23 protein-coding genes are annotated in these 20,340 nt (G+C 62.6%); 9 read left to right on the forward strand and 14 right to left on the reverse strand.

Features of this window, described 5'->3' with window-relative positions; translation table 11 throughout:
- Nucleotides 1–3 precede the first annotated feature (3 nt).
- The gene (locus NO932_RS07475; RefSeq protein WP_309210524.1) at nucleotides 4–519 is read left to right on the forward strand and encodes an NTP transferase domain-containing protein; all 516 of its coding nucleotides are present in this window, start codon (nucleotides 4–6) and stop codon (nucleotides 517–519) included.
- Here NO932_RS07475 and soxZ read toward each other — a convergent pair.
- Genes soxZ through NO932_RS07495 form a run of 4 tightly spaced genes read right to left on the reverse strand, consistent with a single transcriptional unit; the run spans nucleotide 516 to nucleotide 2,916 of the window.
- Nucleotides 516–842 carry a thiosulfate oxidation carrier complex protein SoxZ gene (soxZ, locus tag NO932_RS07480; RefSeq protein ID WP_309210525.1) on the reverse strand — a complete coding sequence of 109 codons (327 nt, stop codon included), beginning with the start codon at nucleotides 840–842 and terminating at the stop codon, nucleotides 516–518. The genes NO932_RS07475 and soxZ overlap by 4 nt on opposite strands.
- A 9-nt stretch (nucleotides 843–851) precedes the next feature.
- Nucleotides 852–1,331, reverse strand: a complete 480-nt coding sequence (locus NO932_RS07485; RefSeq protein WP_309210526.1) for a thiosulfate oxidation carrier protein SoxY — start codon at nucleotides 1,329–1,331, stop codon at nucleotides 852–854.
- A 20-nt stretch (nucleotides 1,332–1,351) separates the two neighbouring features.
- On the reverse strand, nucleotides 1,352–2,614 hold the full coding sequence (locus NO932_RS07490; protein WP_375142875.1) for an FCSD flavin-binding domain-containing protein: 1,263 nt from the start codon (nucleotides 2,612–2,614) through the stop codon (nucleotides 1,352–1,354).
- Entirely contained in the window at nucleotides 2,614–2,916 is a 303-nt protein-coding gene (locus NO932_RS07495; protein WP_309210529.1) for a c-type cytochrome, read from the reverse strand. The genes NO932_RS07490 and NO932_RS07495 overlap by 1 nt, the downstream gene beginning before the upstream one ends.
- 208 nt (nucleotides 2,917–3,124) lie before the next feature.
- On the opposite strand from NO932_RS07495, the gene NO932_RS07500 reads away from it, so the two are divergent.
- Genes NO932_RS07500 through soxA form a run of 4 tightly spaced genes read left to right on the forward strand, consistent with a single transcriptional unit; the run spans nucleotide 3,125 to nucleotide 7,128 of the window.
- Entirely contained in the window at nucleotides 3,125–3,586 is a 462-nt protein-coding gene (locus NO932_RS07500) for a 2Fe-2S iron-sulfur cluster-binding protein (protein WP_309161682.1), read from the forward strand.
- 11 nt (nucleotides 3,587–3,597) lie between these two features.
- Nucleotides 3,598–5,853 carry a molybdopterin cofactor-binding domain-containing protein gene (locus NO932_RS07505; protein WP_309210531.1) on the forward strand — a complete coding sequence of 752 codons (2,256 nt, stop codon included), beginning with the start codon at nucleotides 3,598–3,600 and terminating at the stop codon, nucleotides 5,851–5,853.
- A gap of 49 nt (nucleotides 5,854–5,902) precedes the next feature.
- Complete coding sequence (gene soxX, locus NO932_RS07510) at nucleotides 5,903–6,349, forward strand: sulfur oxidation c-type cytochrome SoxX (RefSeq protein WP_309210532.1); 447 nt, start codon at nucleotides 5,903–5,905, stop codon at nucleotides 6,347–6,349.
- Complete coding sequence (gene soxA, locus NO932_RS07515; protein WP_309210533.1) at nucleotides 6,346–7,128, forward strand: sulfur oxidation c-type cytochrome SoxA; 783 nt, start codon at nucleotides 6,346–6,348, stop codon at nucleotides 7,126–7,128. Before soxX ends, soxA begins: the two co-directional genes overlap by 4 nt.
- On the opposite strand, the gene NO932_RS07520 is transcribed toward soxA, so the two are convergent.
- The 5 genes from NO932_RS07520 to NO932_RS07540 form a co-directional block, all read right to left on the reverse strand.
- Complete coding sequence (locus NO932_RS07520; RefSeq protein ID WP_309161676.1) at nucleotides 7,125–7,889, reverse strand: ABC transporter permease; 765 nt, start codon at nucleotides 7,887–7,889, stop codon at nucleotides 7,125–7,127. The genes soxA and NO932_RS07520 overlap by 4 nt on opposite strands.
- 101 nt (nucleotides 7,890–7,990) lie before the next feature.
- The gene (locus NO932_RS07525) at nucleotides 7,991–8,986 is read right to left on the reverse strand and encodes an ABC transporter substrate-binding protein (protein ID WP_309210535.1); all 996 of its coding nucleotides are present in this window, start codon (nucleotides 8,984–8,986) and stop codon (nucleotides 7,991–7,993) included.
- Between the two features lie 19 nt (nucleotides 8,987–9,005).
- Nucleotides 9,006–9,803: a uridine phosphorylase gene (locus tag NO932_RS07530; protein ID WP_309210536.1), complete on the reverse strand. Its 798-nt coding sequence runs from the start codon at nucleotides 9,801–9,803 to the stop codon at nucleotides 9,006–9,008.
- A complete protein-coding gene (locus NO932_RS07535) occupies nucleotides 9,782–10,537 on the reverse strand; it encodes an ABC transporter permease (RefSeq protein WP_309210537.1) in 756 nt (251 codons plus the stop codon). Before NO932_RS07535 ends, NO932_RS07530 begins: the two co-directional genes overlap by 22 nt.
- The gene (locus NO932_RS07540) at nucleotides 10,534–11,292 is read right to left on the reverse strand and encodes an ABC transporter ATP-binding protein (protein WP_309210538.1); all 759 of its coding nucleotides are present in this window, start codon (nucleotides 11,290–11,292) and stop codon (nucleotides 10,534–10,536) included. Before NO932_RS07540 ends, NO932_RS07535 begins: the two co-directional genes overlap by 4 nt.
- A gap of 184 nt (nucleotides 11,293–11,476) precedes the next feature.
- Between NO932_RS07540 and NO932_RS07545 the strand changes: the two genes are divergently transcribed.
- From NO932_RS07545 to NO932_RS07560, 4 genes are all read left to right on the forward strand, one after another.
- A complete protein-coding gene (locus NO932_RS07545) occupies nucleotides 11,477–12,115 on the forward strand; it encodes a hypothetical protein (protein ID WP_309210539.1) in 639 nt (212 codons plus the stop codon).
- Nucleotides 12,116–12,309: 194 nt separating this feature from the next.
- Nucleotides 12,310–13,326, forward strand: coding sequence for a TRAP transporter substrate-binding protein (locus NO932_RS07550; protein WP_309210541.1), 1,017 nt, complete (start codon nucleotides 12,310–12,312; stop codon nucleotides 13,324–13,326).
- A gap of 111 nt (nucleotides 13,327–13,437) precedes the next feature.
- Entirely contained in the window at nucleotides 13,438–13,959 is a 522-nt protein-coding gene (locus tag NO932_RS07555; RefSeq protein ID WP_309210543.1) for a TRAP transporter small permease, read from the forward strand.
- Nucleotides 13,959–15,242, forward strand: coding sequence for a TRAP transporter large permease (locus NO932_RS07560; protein ID WP_309210544.1), 1,284 nt, complete (start codon nucleotides 13,959–13,961; stop codon nucleotides 15,240–15,242). Before NO932_RS07555 ends, NO932_RS07560 begins: the two co-directional genes overlap by 1 nt.
- A 51-nt stretch (nucleotides 15,243–15,293) precedes the next feature.
- Here the strand turns inward: NO932_RS07560 and NO932_RS07565 are convergent, their stop codons facing one another.
- The 5 genes from NO932_RS07565 to NO932_RS07585 all read right to left on the reverse strand — a co-directional run bounded on the left by NO932_RS07565 (nucleotide 15,294) and on the right by NO932_RS07585 (nucleotide 20,298).
- Nucleotides 15,294–16,004, reverse strand: coding sequence for an orotate phosphoribosyltransferase (locus tag NO932_RS07565; RefSeq protein WP_309210545.1), 711 nt, complete (start codon nucleotides 16,002–16,004; stop codon nucleotides 15,294–15,296).
- 108 nt (nucleotides 16,005–16,112) lie between these two features.
- Entirely contained in the window at nucleotides 16,113–17,153 is a 1,041-nt protein-coding gene (pyrC, locus tag NO932_RS07570) for a dihydroorotase (protein WP_309210546.1), read from the reverse strand.
- A gap of 72 nt (nucleotides 17,154–17,225) precedes the next feature.
- Entirely contained in the window at nucleotides 17,226–18,518 is a 1,293-nt protein-coding gene (locus tag NO932_RS07575) for a hydantoinase/carbamoylase family amidase (protein WP_309210548.1), read from the reverse strand.
- Nucleotides 18,515–19,456 carry a dihydroorotate dehydrogenase gene (locus NO932_RS07580; RefSeq protein WP_309210550.1) on the reverse strand — a complete coding sequence of 314 codons (942 nt, stop codon included), beginning with the start codon at nucleotides 19,454–19,456 and terminating at the stop codon, nucleotides 18,515–18,517. The genes NO932_RS07575 and NO932_RS07580 overlap by 4 nt, the downstream gene beginning before the upstream one ends.
- The gene (locus tag NO932_RS07585) at nucleotides 19,450–20,298 is read right to left on the reverse strand and encodes a dihydroorotate dehydrogenase electron transfer subunit (RefSeq protein WP_309210551.1); all 849 of its coding nucleotides are present in this window, start codon (nucleotides 20,296–20,298) and stop codon (nucleotides 19,450–19,452) included. Before NO932_RS07585 ends, NO932_RS07580 begins: the two co-directional genes overlap by 7 nt.
- Between the last annotated feature and the right edge of the window lie 42 nt (nucleotides 20,299–20,340).

Below are 20,340 nucleotides of genomic sequence, written 5' to 3' on the forward strand. Positions count from 1 at the left end.
CTGATGGCCCCCCTGGATGGCCGCCCTTTATGCGATCACATCGCGCAAACCACGGCCGCGTTTGCTGCGGCGTCCAGGCTGGCGGTCTGCGCCCCCGGCAGTGCCGCCAGCACGGTCTTCACTGCCCACGGATTTGGGATCATCGAAAATCCTCGCCCCGAGGAAGGTCTCTCCGGCTCCCTCAAGCTCGCCGCCAGCCACGCACATGATACCGGCCTGGATGCCCTCATCATCTGCCTCGCCGACATGCCCTTCGTGCCGCTCAGCCATCTCCAGCGTCTCCGCGCCAGATGGCTCGAAACCGGTCGGCCCAAAGCCATCGCGTCGCGCGCCGCCGCTTCCGAGAGCTGGATAACACCACCTGCCATCTTCAGCGCGGCAGCCTTCCCTGATCTCCTCGCCACGTCCGGCGATACGGGCGCACGCGCGCTCCTAAAAGGTGCAGCGACAGTTGAAGTGGATGCAGCAAGCCTCTCCGATTTCGACACTATCGACGATTTCGGCCGCGCCAAACGCTAAGCGTCCGTCACCTCGATTTCGGCCGTCTCCTCATAGACGCTGCCGTCGTCGTCATGCCAACGAAAGGTCAGTGTTCCGGATTCGGTTGCCTCGGTAAAAAAGGTGATCAGCGGATTGGAGGCCACGCCGGTGTTGAGGTCGATGGTGATCACTTCTTCCCCATTATAGAAGCACTCGAAAGTGTGGATGATCCGCTTGGGATAGCGCGTGCCCATGGAATCGTAGCGGAAGCCGCTCTCCATGGGATGCATGATGATGGTCTTGATCTCGACCATCTCGCCGCGCGCAACAGGTGAGGGGACATTGATGCGGGTCGTTGCCATGGCCGGGCCTCAATACCTGAAATCGAGAATCTGACAGGCGCCGATCGTCACCTCGATATCGCTTTGGGCCTCCCACACTGTCCCGGACTCGAGCTGCGCCAGCGCGCGGATCGTCTGCGTCTCGGCCAGCCTCACATTCGTAGTGAGCTGGGGCAGGGCCGAGCGCGGGCCGAAATGGGCGTCGAGCACCATGGGCCGTGGATTGCGCGTTGCAATGACGAGAATGCGCCGCACCCGATCGCCATCGAGTTGGCCCTGATCCACGCTCACGCTCATCGGCACCGAATTGCCGCTCTCGGCCAAAGCGGGAAGGTCCAGGGTTAGCGCCCCGGAAACGGGCGATACATCCCCCAGCCGCTCGGCAATCAGTTCGGCAATCCCGTCGGCGTCGAGCGGCGCGATAGCGGCTAAGCCAAGCCCCGGCGTCGTCGCCGTGAGTGCAAGGGCGCCACCGGTCGCCAGAAAATGCCGTCGCGTGAACGGGCTCATGATCGGACCTCGTTTTCCTGTCAAACGCCTCGTGCCCCGAACATTTCCCTGGTTATGTTTGCATACCAGCTCATGGCGTCCCGTGCCTCCTGCTGGCGAACCCCGGTCTCCGCCCCGACCGGGCTCGCCCCGCCCGTGCCTTCGATTTCCGCAAGCCCGCGATAAGCGCCCGAAACCGATATCCCGTATTCGGGTGCCACCAGCGAATAGCAGGTGTTGAGCAGTACCGGGTCGGCAACCTCTTCACCCCGGATCAGCGCCACGAGCGCATGGGCGCAGGCCTTGGCCTGGCTGTTGGCGCTGAACCCCGATTTGGGCATCGCGCCCATGATGGCCGCATCACCCAGGATATGGATGCCCGGCACCACGGCGGATTCGAACGTCAGCGGATCCACCGTGCAATAGCCGCGCCCTTCATCGAGCCCCAGCGCCAGGGCAATCGCTCCGGCCCTTTGCGGCGGGATGATATTGGCCACATCGGCGGTGAACGTATCGAAATCGGTCGAAAGGCTCATCGCCTGCGGATCGACGCTCCCGATCCGCCCCGTCATCGCCGCCGGTATCCACTCGATCATGCCCGGATAAAGCTCGGCCCACGCCTCCTCGAACAGGGGCTGCTTGGAAAAGCTGTCCTTGGCATCGACAATCAGGATCTTCGAGCGCGGCTTGTTGGTGCTGAGGTAATGGGCGATCAGCGAAGCGCGTTCGTACGGTCCGGGCGGGCAGCGGAACGGGTTGGGCGGCGAGGCGATCAGCACCACGCCTCCGTCTTCCATGGCCCGCAATTGGTCGGCCAATAGCTGCGTCTGCGGCCCGGCCTCCCAGGCATGCGGCATGATCTCGGCCGCCGCCGCGTCATATCCTTCGATCGCATCCCAGATCATTTGCACGCCCGGCGAAAGCACCAGCCGGTCATAGCTGACGCTTTCTCCGTCGGCGAGCCGGACACTCCGCGCATCGGGATCGATCTCGATCGCCTCGCCGGCAATCAGCTCCACGCCTTCGGCGACCAGCGCGTCATACCCGAAGCTGATGCTGTCGAGATCCCGCAGTCCACCGAGCACCGCATTGGAGAATGGACAGGTGGTAAAGCGAGGTTGCCTTTCGATCAGCGTCACCGAAATCTCGGGCGCGATGGCGCGAAGCGTACGCGCCAGGCTCGCGCCCCCGAACCCTCCGCCCACGATCACTACGCGCGCCTGTTCCTGCGCCCGCAGAATCGCCGGCGCCGAAACGAGGGCAGCGGTGGCGAGCTTGATTGCCTTCCGGCGTGAAATCGTGATCACTGGCACTGCCCACCCGCCGCGAAATAGTCCGCAAGCGCCTCGATGTCCTCGGTCGAATAGGCCGGCGCCAGCCGCCCCATGATCGTGCTTTCCCGCTCACCGCTCTTGAACGCTTCCATGGCGGCGATGAAGCTCTCGCGCTCCATGCCAGCCAAATTTGGAATGCTCGATTGTTCGTCATCGCCGTGACAGCTTGAACACGCTTGGGCGTTGATCGCTGCCGGGCAAAAGGCCTGGGCAAATCCGCCCACCGGTGCCGCGCAAGCCAAAATGGCAAGCGCCGCCAGTCTCATGCGCATGGTCTCACTCCTCACTCGCCCAGAGACTAGCCGAGCCCCGCCGGAAAGATAAAGGGCCGCTCCAAAATAATTGACGAGGGGAATCTGAGGTGCCATCGTGAGCTGGTAATCAACTTTGGCGATCATTGTCCATTTTGCCGTCCGGGGATCAGGAACGGGCGCGTTATGGACGCTGTTTCTTGACTACACCCGCTCGAGGAGGAGGGGCATGGCTGAATTTAACCTCACGATCAATGGCGAGTCGAAAACCGTCGACGTCGACGGCACGACACCGCTGCTTTGGGTCATCCGTGACTATCTCGGAATGACCGGCACCAAATTCGGCTGCGGCATTGCCCAATGTGGTGCCTGTACCGTCATGGTGGATGGTCGCGCCACCCGCTCTTGCTCGTTCCCCGTCCAATCGGTGGGCGAGGCGCAAGTGACGACCATCGAAGGGCTTTCGGATGACAACTCCCACCCCCTCCAGGTCGCCTGGCTCGAAAAGGCCGTGCCGCAATGCGGCTACTGCCAATCGGGAATGCTGATGGCTGCGGCGGCGTTGCTGCAGGAAAATCCCAATCCGACCGACGCGGACATCGACGCCCGCGTGAGCAACATCTGCCGCTGCGGCACCTACCTCAGGGTACGCGAAGCCATTCATGCGGCAGCCGAGGCGCAGAGCGCCTGAGGGAGGATGAAATGAATGAATTGACGATTACACGCCGCGGCTTCGTCATCGGCGCGATGGCCTTCGCCGGCGGCATGGCCATCGGCATCTCGCGCCCGGCAATGGCCGCCGCGACTCACAACCCCGAACCGTGGGCCGGTGAGGTCCTTGGCGAGGAATTCAGCCCCTGGCTGTCCATCCTGTCCAACGGCGAGATCGTCGTCCGCGTGACCCCGCCCGATATCGGCAATGGCGTGATGACTCAGATCGCCATGAACCTCAATGAGGAGCTTCAGGCCGACTGGTCCATGGTCCGGGCCGAATTCGCCGATACCAACCGCAACTATCGCGAGGACAATGTCTACGGCAACGTCGGCGGCCCGCTGGCCTATTTCAGCGGACGCTCCACGGGCCCGGAACGTCTCGAAACCGCTTTGATGGTCGGCGCCACGGCCCGCGAACGCCTTAAAAAGGCCGCCGCCGATCAGTGGGGTGTCCCGGTCAGCGAGGTGACTGCCGAAAACAGCATCCTCACCAATACCGCAACCGGCGATACGCTCACCTATGGCGAGGTCGCCGAAGCTGCGGCAACCGTCGAACTCGACGGGGAAGTCACGCTCAAGCCGCGTTCGGAATGGACCACGCTGGGTAAGGTTTCCCGCCCCAAGCTGCAGAACCCGATGCTGGTCAACGGCAAGGCGGTATTCGGTATCGACGTTCAGCTCCCCGGCAAGGTCTATGCCGCACTCCGCCAGGTGCCGGTGCAGGGCGGCCGGCTGTTGAATGTTGATCGCGAGGCGGTCATGAGCATGCCCGGCGTGCTCGATGTCGTGGTCGTCGATCCCGACGAGCCGCGTGAACCGCTTCCGGTTCCCCCGCCATTCCCCATCGGCGCCGCGGCACCCCAGGCTGCCGTCGCGGTCATCGCCGAGCACTATTGGCAGGCCAAGACCGCGCTTGAAGCCCTCCCGGTCGAATGGGATCTGGGCGATGGCGTGCAGTGGACCGACAACGCCCATATCCGCCAGACGGTCATGGACGCGGTTCAAAACGAGGGTGAGATCACCGTTTCGGAAGGCGATGCCGCCGAGGTGATCGCCAATGCCGATCGCGTCGTGGAAGCCGATTACTTCACAGGCTATGCCGACCACGTGAACATGGAACCCCTCAACGGCACCGCGCTCGTCACCGATGAACGGGTCGATGTCTGGATGCCCACCCAGCACACTCAGCAGAGCCACATGGTCGCTGCCGAGGAATCCGGGATCGCGCCGGAAAACGTCTATGTCCACCAGACCTTCGTCGGCGGCGGCTTCGGCCGGCGCGTCTTCGGCGATGATACCCGCATGGTGGTCGCCGTTGCCAAGAAGCATCCGGGCGTGCCGGTTCATGTCATCTGGTCGCGTGAGGAATCCATGCGCCAGGGCCGCTTCCGTGCCATGATCGGCGCCAAGCTCAAGGCCAGCCTGGGCGAGGATGGTTATCCCACCGCATTCCTCGTGCGTCACGCCGGCCGTGGCCAGGGTCCAAACGTTTTGTCCGACACCGCTTATGTGGCGGGCAAGGGCATCCCGGCCCTCCAGGTCGAAGAGCACATCCTGCCGCTCAACTTCATGACTGGCCCCTACCGGGGCCCCAGCTACAACGTCAATTCCTTCATCATGGAATCCTTCATTGACGAATTGGCCCATGAAGCTGGCGTCGATCCGCTCGAATATCGGATCAAGCTCATGGAGCCCTGGGAAGACAAGGGCTGGGTTAAGGCGCTCGAAACCGTGGCCGAACGGGCCGGATGGGGCGAGTCGCTGCCGCGCGGGCAGGGCATGGGCATCGCGGTCTGCAACTGGGGCGGCGGCGGCCGGCCGTTCTTCGGCACCACCGCGGCAGCGGTGGCCCGTGTTGAGGTGAGCCCGGAAGGGCAGCTCAAGATCCTGCAGATCGATGCCACCTGCGACGTCGGCACCATCGTCAATCCCGATGCCGTTCTCGCCCAGATCCAGGGCGGCACCATTTTCGGGCTCAACATGTCGATGAACGAGGAACTCGAGATCGAGAACGGCGCCATCGTGAGCGATAATTTCCATCGCTACCCGATGCTCCGCATGGCGGACGTGCCCACCAATATCCGCGTCCATCTCGACGGCACTTCGGGTCACGAACGCATCAACGAGATTGGCGAGCCGCCCGTCGGCCCGGTCGGTCCGGCCATCGGCAACGCCATCTATGCGGCCATCGGCAAGCGCATCCGCAGCCTGCCGTTCCGCACGGCGGACCTCACCTGGTCCTGATCGCCATTGGGGAGCGGCGTTCCTCGCCGCTCCCGCTCAGGAGGATGGCGTGCGATCCATATCCATCGTCGCGATCGCAATGGCTGCTTCCGGCATCGTCCTTGCCGGTGCGCTTGCCCAGTCGGGCAACGCCATTCCCGAACCTCTCACCGATGAGCCAGGCGACATAAGGCGCGGCATGACCGTCGCCGCCAACACCGATCTCGGCAATTGCATCATCTGCCATCACATTCCGCTGCCCGATGTCCCCGCCGGTGCCTTCGGCTCGGTGGGCCCATCCCTCGCCGGCGTCGGCAGCCGTCTTAGCGAGGGCGAGCTGCGCTTGCGGATCGTCGATTCCAGCCGCATCAATCCCGCGACCGTCATGCCGCCCTATCATCGCACCCAAGGCTTGGAGCGCGTCGCCGATGGATACGCCGGCGAGCCCATTCTCACCGCCCAGCAGATCGAAGACCTCATCGCCTTCCTGCAAACCCTGACGGACGAAGCACAATGAAAACCGCTCTCGTCCCGCTGGTTGGAATCCTCGCGGTGTTCAGCTCCGCCTGGTTCGCCCAGGAACTGCAGCTCGAGCAGGAACCCCGCTCCGGCTACACCTTTTTGGGCCCGGAACTGCAGGCGCTTCAGGATGACGAATTCTCGAACCCGGGCATCCTCTGGCTCGATCAGGGGGCGCAACTCTGGACAGAAGCCGGCCCACAAAGCCAGCAATCCTGCGCGTCCTGCCATGACGATGCAGCGGTCTCCATGGCCGGCGTCGCCGCCCGCTATCCCGCCTTCGATCCCGAACTCGGCCACGTCATCAATCTCGAACAGCAGATCAACCAGTGCCGCTCCGAGCGCCAGGGGCTCGATCCACTCCCCTACGAATCCGACGCGCTCCTCGCGCTCACCCTTTACGTCACCGCCCAGTCCGACGGCATGCCCATCGATGTGGACATCGACGGACCCGCCCGCGAAAGCTACGAGCGCGGCGCGGCCCAATTCAGCCAGCGCATTGGCCAGCTCAACATGTCCTGCCAGAACTGCCACGTGGAAAATGTCGGCAACAGATTGCGCGGTGAACCCATCAGCCAGGGCCAGATCAACGGCTTCCCCATCTACCGCCTGCTCTGGAACAGCCCGGCCTCGACCCACCGCATGTTCGCCTGGTGCAACGAGGCCGTCCGTGCCGAACCGTTCGAAGCCGGCTCGCAAAGCTATGTCGATCTCGAGCTTTTCCTCAAAGCCCGCGCCGAGGGCCTCGAAATCGAGACCCCCGCGATACGCCGCTAGGCCTTCTCGACCTGCAGGTCCGCCGTGCTGTCATGCCAGCGCAACAGCCGCTTCTCGGCGGCGAGCACCAGCAGATACAGCCCGTACCCGATAAACGAGAGCACGAACACGGTGACCAGCACCAGCTCGACATCCGACGTCTCCTGGCCGAGCGCCAGGAGATAACCGAGCCCGGCCCGCGCGCCCATCAGCTCGCCGATCACCGCCGCCGTCACCGCCAGCGTCACCGCCACCTTTGCGCCAGAAAACAGCATGGGCAGCGACATCGGCAATTCCAGCCGCCACACCCGCTGGATCGGATTGAGCCTCAAAATCCGCGCCAGCTCCTCCATCTGCGAAGGCATCGCCCGCAGCGAGGAGAGCATGTTGGAAAGAATGGGAAAGAAGGTGACGATCGCCACCAGCACGATCTTGGGCGTCATATCGAGCCCCAGCCACAGCAGCAGCAACGGCGCAATGGCGATCTTGGGCGCCGTCTGCAAAAACACGATGATCGGGTTAAGCAGCATCTCGACCACCGGGAACCGCTGGAACAGCAGCGCCGCCAACACCCCGATGACCCCGCCGATCACCAGCCCGATGACGATTTCCGCCAGCGTGATCGGAATATGGCTGAACAGCCCCGCCTCGGTGGTCAGGAACCATGCCTCCTGCACCAGCGCCCATGGTCCGGGCACGAGATAGGCCGGCACGTTGAACACGATCAAGAGGATCTGCCAAAGCGCCAGGAATACGGCGAGCGAGACGATGGTTCTGACCATGGGCGGGGCTCCGAATTACGGAGTGCAACCGGTTTTGCGGTTCGGAAGCACGACCGAAAAAAGATATGTTGGCCCGGCAGCGAACCGCCGGGCCGCGCGGATTACTGGATCGAGGAAGGGGATTCGACGACGAGGTCGCCGGCCTCGAAACCTTCCGGGATCACTTCATATTCGACGGCGGTATCGATCGTCGTTTGCCAGCTCTCGAGGTTGCCATAGCCCAGCTCATGAGCTTCGGTGTCCTCACTCTGCCAGAGCGTTTCCACGAAGACTTCGGAGATGATCTCGGTCACGATCTCTTCCTGCCCGGCAAAGGTCGGGGTGTACTCGGCGACCGCCATGTCCACTTCGGTCCGAACGTCGCCCTCGACGATGTGCTCGATGCCCTTGTTGAGCGCGGCGATGAAGCCGGCCACTTCGGCGCTGCTGTTCTCGAGGAAGGATTCCGAGGTCACCAGCACATTGCCCTTGGAGGGCAGGTAGTCGTCCGAGCGGATCATGCCCACATCGATGCCATCGGCCTGCAGGTTGTAGTAGCGCAGCATCGAGAACACGATGGCGTCCACCTGGTCGGACGAAAGCGCTTCCACGATGGCGCCCGTGCCCACGATCTCGACATTGACGTCGTTGATGGACAACCCTTCCTGGGCCATCATCACCTGGAGCTGGATGTAATTGGGGCTGCCATAGCTCGTCACCGCCACCGTCTTTCCGGCGAGGTCAGCCGGCGTTTCGATCCCGGATTCGGTCTTGAACAGCACCGCGCCGATGCCGTTCTGATATGTGGTGTGGATAATCTTGACGGGCAGGTCGTTGGCACGCGCGGCGATCACCGCGTCACCATTGGGGAAGCCGAACTGCACGTTGCCCACGGCAACGTTGGTCAGTATGTCGGCGGCGTTGGCATAGAGGAAATCGACGTCCAGGCCTTCTTCGGCGAAATAGCCGTAATGGTCCGCCACGAACAGCGGCAGGTAGTACGGCACGGCGGCGCCGTCGATCTGGATGGTCACCGGGGCCAGGTCCTGGGCCGAGGCGGGAGCGGCAAGGCCGAGGGCCAGAACCGAAGCTGTCGCAAGCAGAGTAAGTCGCTTCATTGTAGGCATCCTTTCAGGGTTAAGCAGGCGATGAAGAGGCGAGGTCCGCGAGCGCACCGGCCGCAATGGCGATGAGGTTGCGCTGGGTCTGTTCGTAGTCTTCCAGCCACCCGTCGCTGCGCCGGTGAGCATGGACGGCCAGGATTGCACCGGCTTCGACCCCGAGAGCCGCGCCGACAGCGAGGACGATTTCCGCTTCCATTTCGATCCCGTCGACGCCGAGCGCGGCAAGCGCATCGACAAGATCAGGATTGGCGTTGCCGTCGCGGTGATCCGGGCGGCCCTGGGCGCGGTAATATCCATCGGCAGTCACCACCGACCCGGTGCGTCCAGCCAGTCCCATGCTGGAGCGCTTTCCGTCGAGCGCCGAAACGATCGCCGCCGCCGCATGAACGGGCTCACCCGCGGGCGAGTAGGGGCGGGCACAGGCGCTGTTGGCCGGGGTTTTCTCCACCACCACGAAATCGCCAAGCGCTAGATCGTCCGAAAGCGCCCCCATGCCGCCGATGCGCACGATCCGCTTCACCCCGAGTGCCGCCAATTCCACCATGGCGATCTCGGTGGAGGCGCCGCCAATCCCGGTCGAGCAGATGCCAATCCGGTGGCCGCCGAAATATCCCACGCCCATGCGGAATTCGCGGTTCTGCCCCACGATCTCGAAATCGGAGAGCACGCTCGCCGCCATATCCACCCGCGCCGGATCGCCCGGCAAAAGGAAGTCGGTCGGCACGATCTCGGGCCGGGGCAGGTGCACAGGGCTGTCGCCCTTCCAGGGCCAGGTTGCCGAACGGTCGATCATCGCCATGACAGCAACCATTTTTCAGCCTGCGCCAGCACCTGATAAACCAGGATGCCCAGCAGCGAGGTGACCAGAACCATCGCAAACAGCAGCGACGATTTATACGTCGTGCCGGCGAACACCATGAGATAGCCGAGCCCCATGCCGCCCGAGAGCCATTCGGCCAGGATCGCCCCGATCGTCGCCTGGATGGCGCCGATCTTGAGGCCTGCGAAAATCTCCGGCACAGCCGCCGGCATTTCCACCCGCCTGAGCTTCTGCCACCGGTTGAGCCGCAGGATTTCGCAAAGCTGATGCAGGTTGGGCGAGAGCGAGCGCAGCCCCAGGATCGTGCCGATCATCACCGGGAAGAACACCAGCGATACGGTGAGGACGATCTTCGAGGTCAGCCCCAGCCCGAACCACAGGATGAACAGCGGCGCCAGCGCGATCTTGGGCGCCGTCTGGAAGAACAGCAGATACGGCGCCACGACACGTTCGACGCGCGGCCATTTGGCGAGCACGAACCCAACGGCGAAGCCGCCCAGCGAACCGAGCGCAAATCCGGCGACGATCACCCCCAGCGTATGGCCCAGATGCGGCCAGATCTCGCCGGTCGTGAACAGTCGCACCAGTTCGTCCCACACGGCATCGGGGCCGGGCAAAACGAAACGCGGCACGTCGAACGCGGTGACATAGCCCCACCACGCCGCAATCAGAACGATCGGGGTGATGATGAAGGAGGCGATGCGGACAAGCGGAGACTGGGTCATTTCAGCTCCTTGCGCAGCACCGAAAGCCAGTTGTGGAAGCCGGGCAAATCCTTGGTCGCTTCGCTGCGCGGCTTGGGCAGGTCGACCGTATGGATCGTCCGCACCCGCCCCGGCCGCGCCGACATCACCGCCACGCGATCCGAAAGGTACGCGGCTTCTTCGATCGAGTGCGTCACGAACACGATCGTCGCGCCCACTTCCCGGCGGATGCGCAGCAATTCATCGTTCATCCGGTCACGGGTGAGAAGGTCCAGCGCGCCGAAGGGCTCATCCATCAGCACGATCTTGGGCCGATAGACCAGCGCCCGAGCGATCGCGGCGCGCTGGCGCATGCCGCCCGAGAGCTCTTTGGGCAGGGCCTTGGCGAAATCCTTGAGTCCGACAAGTTCGAGCATCTGCCGCGCCTTCTCGTCACTTTCCTTGCGCGGCTCGCCGAAGGTGTCGAGCGGGAAGCGGACATTGTCCAGAATGTTGAGCCAGGGCAGCAGCACGGCTTCCTGGAACACGAAACCGATATCCGATCCCTTGGCGGGTGCGCCTGATTGCCATTCCAGTGTTCCCGCGCTCGGCGTGATCAATCCGGCGAGAATACGCAGCAGGGTGGACTTGCCGCAGCCCGATGGGCCGATAAGGCTCAGAAACTCGCCTTCCTCGATTTCGAAGGTCGTGGGGGCGAGGGCTTGGACGGATTGACCGCCACGCGACTGAAAGGTCTTGGCGACGTCGGTGGCTTGAAGCAGTTTCAACGCAGGCACTCCCAAGTGCGTATCAATTTTAAGACCGGTGGCCGTTTTGTCTAATTAGTGAGACAGCAGGAAATCGCCGGCGTCAAGAGTGGCTGCAAATTTTTGCCCAACGTGCCGGCATCGTCTTGCGATTGGCGTTAAAATAGGCAATCTCCCGACGCGCAGATGCGCAGGCAACCGAGGTGAAATGCGGATGAACACGCTTAGCGGCTGTGGCTTCGTAGCGATATGGAACGATGTGTCGCGGGGCACGGAAGAAGATTTCAAGGACTGGCACGCTCACGAGCACATGCCCGAACGGCTGGCCATCCCCGGCTTTTTGCGGGGCACGCGCTGGGGTAGCGCGCAGGCACGGCCGCGCTATTTCACGCTCTACACATTGAGCGGGCCCGAGATAGCGCGCTCATCGCCTTACCTTGATCGCCTCAACGCTCCCACGCCATGGACACGGCGTGTCATGAATACGTTTCGCGATAATTCCCGTTGCGTCGGCGATTTCGTTGCCAGTTTGGGAGAACTGCCGGGCAGGGAGGTCATCGTCTGCCGGCTGCACGGCCCGGTAACTGACGGATCGCTTTTCGACAAGATCATGACTGTCGAAGGTGTCTCCGGCTGTCATGTCGGCTTGTCTGATGCCGCAACGTCCGCATTGCCGACCGTCGAGCGACAGGGCAGGGAGGTGCTGGAGCCTCAAGGTTTGGTCATCATCTCCCTATTGCCCGGCTTCGACAAAGGTGCCGCAGTCACTGCTCTGTTGCCTTCAGAAGCGGCAGTCGTGCTAGCTACCATGTCGGTCGAACTCGACATGAAGGCGGCTCAGGATACTGTCTAAATTTTTGGAGATGTTGATGAAACGGTCGCAGGTAAGAGGACTTAAGGTGTCGGAGCGACATTTTTCGGCGCGTTGCACAAGCTTTGCGCACATTATGCAAGCTTGTCTACTTTTTGAGAATTGATCTTGACAGCGATTGTGACGCAAGTGTCTTGTAGCTTCACCATCACTCTGGCGTTCAAAAGGGGAACATCATGAATCGCCGTGTCCTGCTTGCTTCGGCAGCAATCTGTGCAGTGCTCGCCGGGGCACTTCCCGCCTCTGCCCAGGAATTCGTCGCCCGCATCGGTCACCTTGAATCCGATCAGCAGCCGCGCCACCAAGGCCTCGAAATGGTTGCCGAGCTCGTCTCCGAGCGCACCGATGGCGCCGTCGAGTTCCAGCTTTTCCCGGCCGGCCAGCTCGGCCAGGCCCGCGAAATGAACGAAGGCACCCAGCTTGGCCTCTTGGAAGGCACCGTGTCGCCTGCCGCCTTCCTCGCCGGCTTCAACCCCGCCGTTTCGATCCTCGACGTGCCCTTCCTCTATCCTGCCGATCGCGAGCAGGCCAACGCGTTGCGCACCGGACCTTTTGGCCAGGCTGTCCTCGATAGCTTCGCGCCGCTAGGTCTCAAGGCCATTGCCATCTGGCCGAACGGGCGCAAGTCAATCACCTCGAACGAGGACATCGCCGCGCTCGAGAACTTTGCCGGCCAGAGCTTCCGCGTCATGGATTCCCAGGTGCTGATCGAGCAGTTCAATGCCGTTGGCGCTTCTGCCATCGCGCTGCCTTTCGGCGAGCTCTATACCGCCCTCCAGACCGGTGTGGTCGACGGGCAGGAAAACGCCCTCGATACCATCGCCACCATGAAGTATCAGGAAGTACAGGATTACCTCCTGATCTCCGAGCACGGCGCCAATGAAGACATCGTGATGTTCAACCAGGGCTGGTGGGATTCGCTTCCTGCCGAGTACCAGACCGTGATCGTCGAAGCTTTCGAAGAAGTCCGTCCGGAAGTGGAAGCCCTCAAGGAAGCCGCGCAGGAAACTGCCCTCGCAGCCATCCGCGAGAGCGACATCACCATTTACGAGCTCGACGACGCCCAGCGCGCCGCGTTCCGCGAAACCATGTACGGCCCGGCCCGTGACGCCTATCTTGCCGGTGCTGGTGATGCCGGTCAGGGGATCGTCGATACCTACGAAGCCGAATACGCTGCCGTCGTCGGCGAGTAATCGCCTGTTGCCAATGCGGATGCGCTGAAACAAGCGCCCCGCAAGTTTCGAACGGGCGCCGAGTTGGATACAGCTTGGCGCCTCTTCTTGTTAAATAGGGGTGCCAATCAGATGAACCCGAAAGATGCAGTTGCAAGAGCGCTGGGCGCCCTTGCTTCGTTCGAGCGCATAGCGCTCGCCTTGTTGATGCTGACCATGGTGATCATCACCGTCGGTGGCGTTCTGGTGCGCGAAATCGTGCCCGCCTATTCGCGCAACGTCGCCTGGGTCGATGAGGGCGCTCGCTACATGATGGTCTGGCTGGTGTTCCTCTCGCTTGGCCTCGCGCTACAGGAAGGCCGGCAGATCGCCATGACCAGCTTCCTCGAGCGCATGAGCCCCACGGTCCGGCTTTGGCTTGGACGGGTCATCGATCTGACTGGCCTCGTCCTCTCGCTCTATATCGCCTGGGTCGGGCTGGAAATGGCTCAGAACGTGGCCCGAACAGGCCAGTTCAGCCCCACTCTGAGGATTCCCGCCTCCATTCTTTACTACGCGCTCCCCGCCGGCTTCCTGCTCCTGGCGCTGCGCTACGCCTTGAGCCTGTTCGGCCTTTTTGACCGCTGGTCGCAACCCTCTGGAGCCGCGCACTGATGTTGATCGCCGCTATCGTTATCGGCGCCATGGCGCTGCTTTTCCTCGGCTTTGAGATGCTCATCGTTCTCGGCTTGCCGGGGATTCTCACCAAGGAATTCTTCTATTCAACGATGCCCGACCTCATCTACGGTCAGCGCATCGTCGGCGGCATCAATCATTCGACGCTGCTCGCCATCCCCTTCTTCATCTTCGCCGCCGAGATCATGTCCAAGGGCTCCATCGCCCGGCACCTCACCAACCTGGTCGGCGCCTTTCTCGGCCATCGCCGTGGCGGCATGGGCCTGACCACAGTCGCGACCGCCGCAGCTTTCGGCTCGGTTTCCGGTTCCGCGCCCGCTACCGTGGCCGCGTTGGGCGGCATCGTTTATCCCGAACTCAAGCGCCAGGGCTATTCCGACAAATTCTCCCTGGGCCTCATCGTTTCCTCCTCGGAGGTTGCGCTGCTGATCCCACCCTCGATCACGCTGATCATCTATGCCTGGCTTACCGGCACCTCGGTGGCCTCGCTCTTTGCCGCCGGCCTTGTCGTTGGTGTTTTCCTCTCGCTGGTCTTTTGTGCCTATGTGCTGATCTACGCCTATCGCAACGGGTTGACCGGCGATGCTCCGCTGCCCTGGAGCGAACGCATGAAGGTGATCGGCCGCAGCATCTGGGCCATCGGTCTGCCGGTGGTGATGCTGGGCGGTATCTATTCTGGCCTCTTCACCCCCACCGAGGCCGCAGCCGTCAGCGTCGCCTACGCCCTGCTTGTCGAAGTGGTCATCTACCGCCATATGGGCTTTAAGGACGTGATCAATGTCGCGACCGGCGCCGCGGTGACCACGGGCACCATATTCGTGCTCCTCGCCATGGGCTCGATCGTTGCCTACTTCATCACCCTGGCCCAGCTTCCCGCCATGGTCATCGATTTCCTCGAGATGATCGATGCCAACTGGATCGTGTTCCTGCTGATCGTGAACGTCTTGTTCCTCGTCGCAGGCATGTTCATCGATCCCAACTCGACGATGTTGATCCTGGTCCCCGCTCTCTTTCCGGTGGCGCAGAGCTTCGGAATCGATCCGATTCACTTTGGCATCATCGTATGCCTCAACACATGCATCGGCATGATAACACCACCCTTTGGACTCGACATATTTGTCGCCTCCTCGACCCTCGGGGAGTCGGTCACCAAGATCATCTCGGGCATCATGCCGTTCATCATCGTGAACCTTCTGGCCCTGCTGGTCATCAGCTATCTGCCTGATATCTCTATGTTCCTCCCGCGCCTCCTGGCGCCCTAAAGAAATGGGCCGCCCACTGGGCGGCCCTTTTCATTTGAAGCTTTGAAGCGCTCAGCCCTTGCTGGCCGGCGCAAACTCCGAAATCCCCCCATGCGCCGCCGACCACGTCGCCGGATCGTTGAGGAAGCTCTCCACCTCATTGAGCGTATTGGCGTCGAAATGCCCGGATTCCTTGGCTGCATCGAGCACGTCCCACCAGGTGGCAAGGTAATGCAGCTCGATCCCCAGCTCCTTCATCAGGTCACGGCTCTTGGGGAAAATGTCGTAAAAGAACACCACAAAGCAATGATCGACCTTTGCGCCGGCCGTGCGCAGCGCATCGGCGAACATCACCTTCGAGCGCCCGTCGGTTGCAAGGTCCTCCACCAGCAGCGTGCGCGCGCCGGTCACCACTTCACCCTCGATCTGAGCATTGCGGCCGAACCCCTTGGCCTTTTTGCGCACATATTGCATGGGCAGCATCAGATTGTCGGCGATCCAGGCTGCGAAGGGAATGCCCGCCGTCTCGCCACCGGTCACCACGTCGATCGACTCGTACCCAATCTCGGTAGCGATGGTATGCGCGGCCAGATCCATCAGTTTCGAGCGCAGGCGCGGGTAGGAGATGAGCTTGCGGCAGTCGACATAAACTGGGCTGGCCCAGCCGGACGTAAAGACGAAGGGATGCTCGGCGTTGAAATGGATGGCGTTGATTTCGAGCATCATCCGGGCGGTTTGCCGGGCGATGGCTTTCTTGTCGTCGCTGAGGCGCAATGTGCTCATGCTATGAGGGTCCCTTCATCTTGTCCTTTGTGCGGTCGCGCAAAATCGCGGCCGCCAGACGGAAGGTCCAGCGCCGCCACGGCGGTTAAATTGAGTGCAACCGGTTCGCTATAACCCTGTGCTTAAAGTCCAGTCAACACGCTCGCCGGCAAACAACGGGACTATTTCCCGATCTTCCACCGAAACGCTTTCCGGTGCCGTCCATGCGCGCTCTTCATAGGTGACGCGGGTTTCCGAGGGTGCAAAGCCGTAGAAGGCCGGCCCGTTGAGCGAAGCGAAAGCCTCGAACTGGTCCAGCGCACCTTCTTCGGCAAACACTTTCAGATACGCCTCGACCGCTACCGGCGCCGAAAACACCCCGGCGCACCCACATGCCGCTTCTTTCAAGTGCTTGAGATGCGGCGCGGTATCGGTGCCCAGGAAATAGTTTGCGGACCCGCTCGTTGCCGCCTTGCGCAGGGCGAGCTGATGCGTGCGCCGCTTGAGAATGGGCAGGCAGTAATAGTGCGGCCTGATCCCGCCCTCGAACAGCACGTTGCGGTCATAGAGCAGATGCTGCGGCGTGATCGTTGCCGCGATCCGATCGCCGCGGCTGGCCACGAACTGCGCCCCTTGCTCGGTCGTGATGTGCTCCATCACCACCTTGAGCGTAGGATGCCGGTCGAGTAGGGGCGCGAGAATATCGTCGATGAACCGCGCTTCCCGGTCAAAGATATCGACTTCCGGATGCACCAGTTCCCCATGCGTCAACAGCGGCATCCCTGCTTCCGCCATGGCCGCAAACACCGGATCGAGGCCTTCTACCGAAGTCACCCCATGCGCCGAATTGGTCGTCGCATGCGCTGGATAAAGCTTGGCCGCCGCAAAAATGCCGTCCCGGTGCCCGGCGACCAGATCACCGGGGTTGGTGTCATCGGTCAGATAGCACGTCATCATCGGCGTGAAATCGACCCCTTCGGGCACTGCCGCCAGCACCCGCTCGCGATAAGCTTCCGCCATCGCCGCCGTCGTCACCGGCGGCACGAGATTGGGCATGACAATCGCCCGCTCGAACTGCCGCGCCGTATAGGGCACCACCGATTGCAGCACTGCCCCGTCGCGGAAATGAACGTGCAAGTCCACGGGCTTGCGCAGGGTGATCGATCTCATAGGGTGCCTTTCGGAGTGGGTCAGAAAAAGTTGCAAACTTTTTCGGTTCGACCTCGCGACAAGAAACGAGAATCAGTTGGACGACGTCACGGCCTTATAGAGCACATCGGTGCCTTTGATGAGGTCATCGATATCCATGGCTTCATGCGGGTTGTGCGAGCCGTTGGCGTTGCGCACGAACACCATCCCCGAGGGAATGCCCGCATTGGCGAATACCGCCGCGTCGTGCCCGGCGCCCGAGGGCAGGGTCTGCGGGTCGAGCCCGCATTCGCTGGCCGCTTTGGAAAGCATCTCGATCACCTTGGTATCCATTCGCGCAGGCTCGGTATAGACCCGATCGTCGAATTCGAACACCACGCCCCGCTGCTGCCCGACGGCTCGGCATTCGGAGCGGAACAGCTCGTAAAACCCTTCCAGCGTATCATGGCTCTGGCTACGGACCTCGAACGAGAACATGACCTCGCCCGGAATACGGCTGATCGCGTGCTCGTCCGGATCGGTGCCCACGATCCCCGTGGTCACCACCAGATCAAGCCCGCGTTCCAGCAGCACGCGCCAGTGCTCGTCCAGCCGGCCCACCAGGTCGGCGAAGGCGAACACCGCATCCTTGCGTAGCCAGCGCGGAATGGTGCCCGAATGCCCGGCCTCTCCTCGGCACACCACGCACCGGTGCCGTAGATTGCCACGGATGCCCGAGACGACCGCCGCGGGCAACTCGCGGTCGGTCATCACGGGACCCTGTTCGATATGCAGCTCGAGATAACTCGCGGCCTTTTTCACATCGAACAGAGTTCTGCCCTCGCGGATCGGCTCGATATCGATGCCCGTCGCTTCCATGGCTTCGGCCAGCGTCCGCCCCACGCCGCGCGAGCGGGCAGCGAGATCCTTGCCGTCCAGAATGCCAAACAGCGCCCGCGACCCGATGTTAGCCCGCCCGTAAAAGGCGCTTTCCTCGCCGCGCAGCATCATCACCCGCACCGGCGTTGTGAGTTCGCGTCCCGCCTGACGCAGTCGCACAAGGCAGATCAGCCCCGCAACGATTCCAGCCGCGCCATCGTAATTGCCGCCCTGCGGCACCGAATCCGCATGCGAGCCGATATAGTGCGCGGGCCGAGACCCATCATCCTCAGGCGTCCGAACTATGAGGTTTCCAGCCGGATCGATGTCGATCAGGAGCCCGTGCGCCTCCGCCACTGCGGAGAAAATGGCTAGCGCCGCGTCCTCGCGGTCGGAATAGCATTCGCGCGTGATGCCCACGCCATCTCCGGTCTGGCGCGCCAGCTCGGCGAAAATCGCCTCGGCAAGCGCGTGTTCGGAGTCAAAGCCCGCCCAAGCGATCTCGGGCACCGGCGAGACGACATTCATTGCGCCGCCTCCATCACGTCGGGCGCCATCATCTCGGCGTTGAGCGCCCCGATCATCTCGACCACGCGGTTGAACCCCTTGCGCCGGCAATAGGCGGCAATCCCGGCGATCACCTCGTCCATGGTTCCCGGCTTGATAAAGGTCGCCGTCCCGACCTGAACGGCGCGCGCCCCGGCCAGCAGGTATTCCACGGCATCATTGGCGCTGGCGATCCCGCCACAGCCGATCACTGGAATGTCCACAGCCCGCGCGCATTGATACGTCATGCGCAGCATGATCGGCTTGACCGCCGGGCCTGACAGGCCCCCCATCACATTGCCCAGCGTCGGCCGCATGGTTTCGATGTCCACGCTCATCGCCAGGATCGTATTGCCTACCACCAGGCCATCCGCCCCGGCCGCCTCGGCCGCGCGCGCCACGGCGGCAATGTCGCCCGTGTTGGGCGTGAGCTTGGCCCAGAGCGGCAATTCGGTCACCTTGCGCATGGCGGAAACCGCCTGCTCGGTCGTGCCGGGTCGCATGGCGAACGCCTTACCGTCCTCTTCGATATTGGGGCACGAAATATTGGCTTCGATACCCGCAACGCCCTCGACATTGAGGCGCTCGGCCGCCCGCGCGAAGTCATCCACCGTCGGCGCCGAAATCGAAACGATCAGCGGGCTGGAGAATTGCCGATAGAAGGGCAGGGTCTCATCGAGAAAATGATCGATGCCCTTGGAAGGAATGCCGATCGAATTGAGCATCCCGTTGGCGACTTCGGAAACGCGCGGCACCGGATTGCCTCCGCGCAGCTCGGCGGTGATCGTCTTGGTGACCAGTGCGCCGATCCCGTTGAGGTCGACCACCTTGGCCAGCCCCTCGGCGAAGGTTCCCGAAGCGGGCATCACCGGATTGGCCAGCACCAGCCCACGGCCCATGTCGACGGCGAGATCTACCATGAGGTCGCCTCCGCCAGCGGAAACACCGGTCCGTCCCAGCAGACGCGCTTGGAAACGATCTCGCCTTCGACATTGAAATTGCGGACGCAGCAAAAGCACATGCCCAATCCGCAGGCCATCTGCTGCTCCATGGCCACCTCGCCATAGATGCCCAGTTCAGCCGCCAGATTCTGCATCAAAAGCATCAGCCGGTTCGAGCCGCAGGTATAGAACCCATCGGCTCGCCCCTCGGCATGCAGCCGCCGCAAAATGGCTTCCACATTGGCGATGTCGCTCGTCCCGTCGCTGTCGAGCACGATTTCCACCTGGGCTCCCGCATTGCGGAAGCGCTCGACCGAGAGCACCTGCTCAGGGCCGCGTGCGCTGACGATGGCCGTAACCGCCACCCCGCGCTCGCGCGCCATTTCCGCCAGAGGCGCGAGTGTCGCCAAGCCAACCCCGCGACCCAGCACGACAATGGACCCGATGTCCTCGGGCAAGGTGAAGCCGACCCCAAGGGGGCCGAGAATGCGTGTCGTTTCACCGGCCTCCAACGCTGCCAACCCCCGCGTTCCGGCACCGGCCACCTTATAGAGAAATGCCACTCGCCCGCTCACCGAGTCGGCTGCATAGGTGCTCATCGGCCGGCGGAAGAACGGCTTGTCCTCGCCCACCACCGGGCATTCGATGTTGAAAAACTGCCCGGCCTCAGCCGTCGCGGCCAGCCCCGGCGCATCGAGGACGATAAGCTTGTATTCGGCGTTCACCCAGTCGTTGGCGACCACCCGCGCGGCGGTGTCGGCGACCTGGGCTGAAAAGGCGTCCGCAACCGGCGGAACGTCGGCAAAACTGTGCTGTCTCATTTTTGAGACAATGCGTGAACCGGCTGATTTTGTCAATCGCTC

It is taken from the genome of Pelagibacterium sp. 26DY04 (genome assembly GCF_031202305.1).
In the GTDB taxonomy this organism is placed as follows: domain Bacteria; phylum Pseudomonadota; class Alphaproteobacteria; order Rhizobiales; family Devosiaceae; genus Pelagibacterium.

Coding starts and splice junctions, on each gene's coding strand:
- NO932_RS07505 (WP_309210531.1), top strand. CDS start 3,598: ATGAATGAATTGACGATTACACGCCGCGGCTTCGTCATCGGCGCGATG.
- NO932_RS07495 (WP_309210529.1), bottom strand. CDS start 2,916: ATGCGCATGAGACTGGCGGCGCTTGCCATTTTGGCTTGCGCGGCACCG.
- NO932_RS07485 (WP_309210526.1), bottom strand. CDS start 1,331: ATGAGCCCGTTCACGCGACGGCATTTTCTGGCGACCGGTGGCGCCCTT.
- NO932_RS07525 (WP_309210535.1), bottom strand. CDS start 8,986: ATGAAGCGACTTACTCTGCTTGCGACAGCTTCGGTTCTGGCCCTCGGC.
- soxZ (WP_309210525.1), bottom strand. CDS start 842: ATGGCAACGACCCGCATCAATGTCCCCTCACCTGTTGCGCGCGGCGAG.
- NO932_RS07555 (WP_309210543.1), top strand. CDS start 13,438: ATGAACCCGAAAGATGCAGTTGCAAGAGCGCTGGGCGCCCTTGCTTCG.
- NO932_RS07535 (WP_309210537.1), bottom strand. CDS start 10,537: ATGACCCAGTCTCCGCTTGTCCGCATCGCCTCCTTCATCATCACCCCG.
- NO932_RS07565 (WP_309210545.1), bottom strand. CDS start 16,004: ATGAGCACATTGCGCCTCAGCGACGACAAGAAAGCCATCGCCCGGCAA.
- NO932_RS07550 (WP_309210541.1), top strand. CDS start 12,310: ATGAATCGCCGTGTCCTGCTTGCTTCGGCAGCAATCTGTGCAGTGCTC.
- NO932_RS07520 (WP_309161676.1), bottom strand. CDS start 7,889: ATGGTCAGAACCATCGTCTCGCTCGCCGTATTCCTGGCGCTTTGGCAG.
- NO932_RS07475 (WP_309210524.1), top strand. CDS start 4: ATGGCCCCCCTGGATGGCCGCCCTTTATGCGATCACATCGCGCAAACC.
- NO932_RS07500 (WP_309161682.1), top strand. CDS start 3,125: ATGGCTGAATTTAACCTCACGATCAATGGCGAGTCGAAAACCGTCGAC.
- NO932_RS07530 (WP_309210536.1), bottom strand. CDS start 9,803: ATGGTTGCTGTCATGGCGATGATCGACCGTTCGGCAACCTGGCCCTGG.
- NO932_RS07580 (WP_309210550.1), bottom strand. CDS start 19,456: ATGGTAGATCTCGCCGTCGACATGGGCCGTGGGCTGGTGCTGGCCAAT.
- pyrC (WP_309210546.1), bottom strand. CDS start 17,153: ATGAGATCGATCACCCTGCGCAAGCCCGTGGACTTGCACGTTCATTTC.
- NO932_RS07545 (WP_309210539.1), top strand. CDS start 11,477: ATGAACACGCTTAGCGGCTGTGGCTTCGTAGCGATATGGAACGATGTG.
- NO932_RS07585 (WP_309210551.1), bottom strand. CDS start 20,298: ATGAGACAGCACAGTTTTGCCGACGTTCCGCCGGTTGCGGACGCCTTT.
- soxA (WP_309210533.1), top strand. CDS start 6,346: ATGAAAACCGCTCTCGTCCCGCTGGTTGGAATCCTCGCGGTGTTCAGC.
- NO932_RS07575 (WP_309210548.1), bottom strand. CDS start 18,518: ATGAATGTCGTCTCGCCGGTGCCCGAGATCGCTTGGGCGGGCTTTGAC.
- NO932_RS07560 (WP_309210544.1), top strand. CDS start 13,959: ATGTTGATCGCCGCTATCGTTATCGGCGCCATGGCGCTGCTTTTCCTC.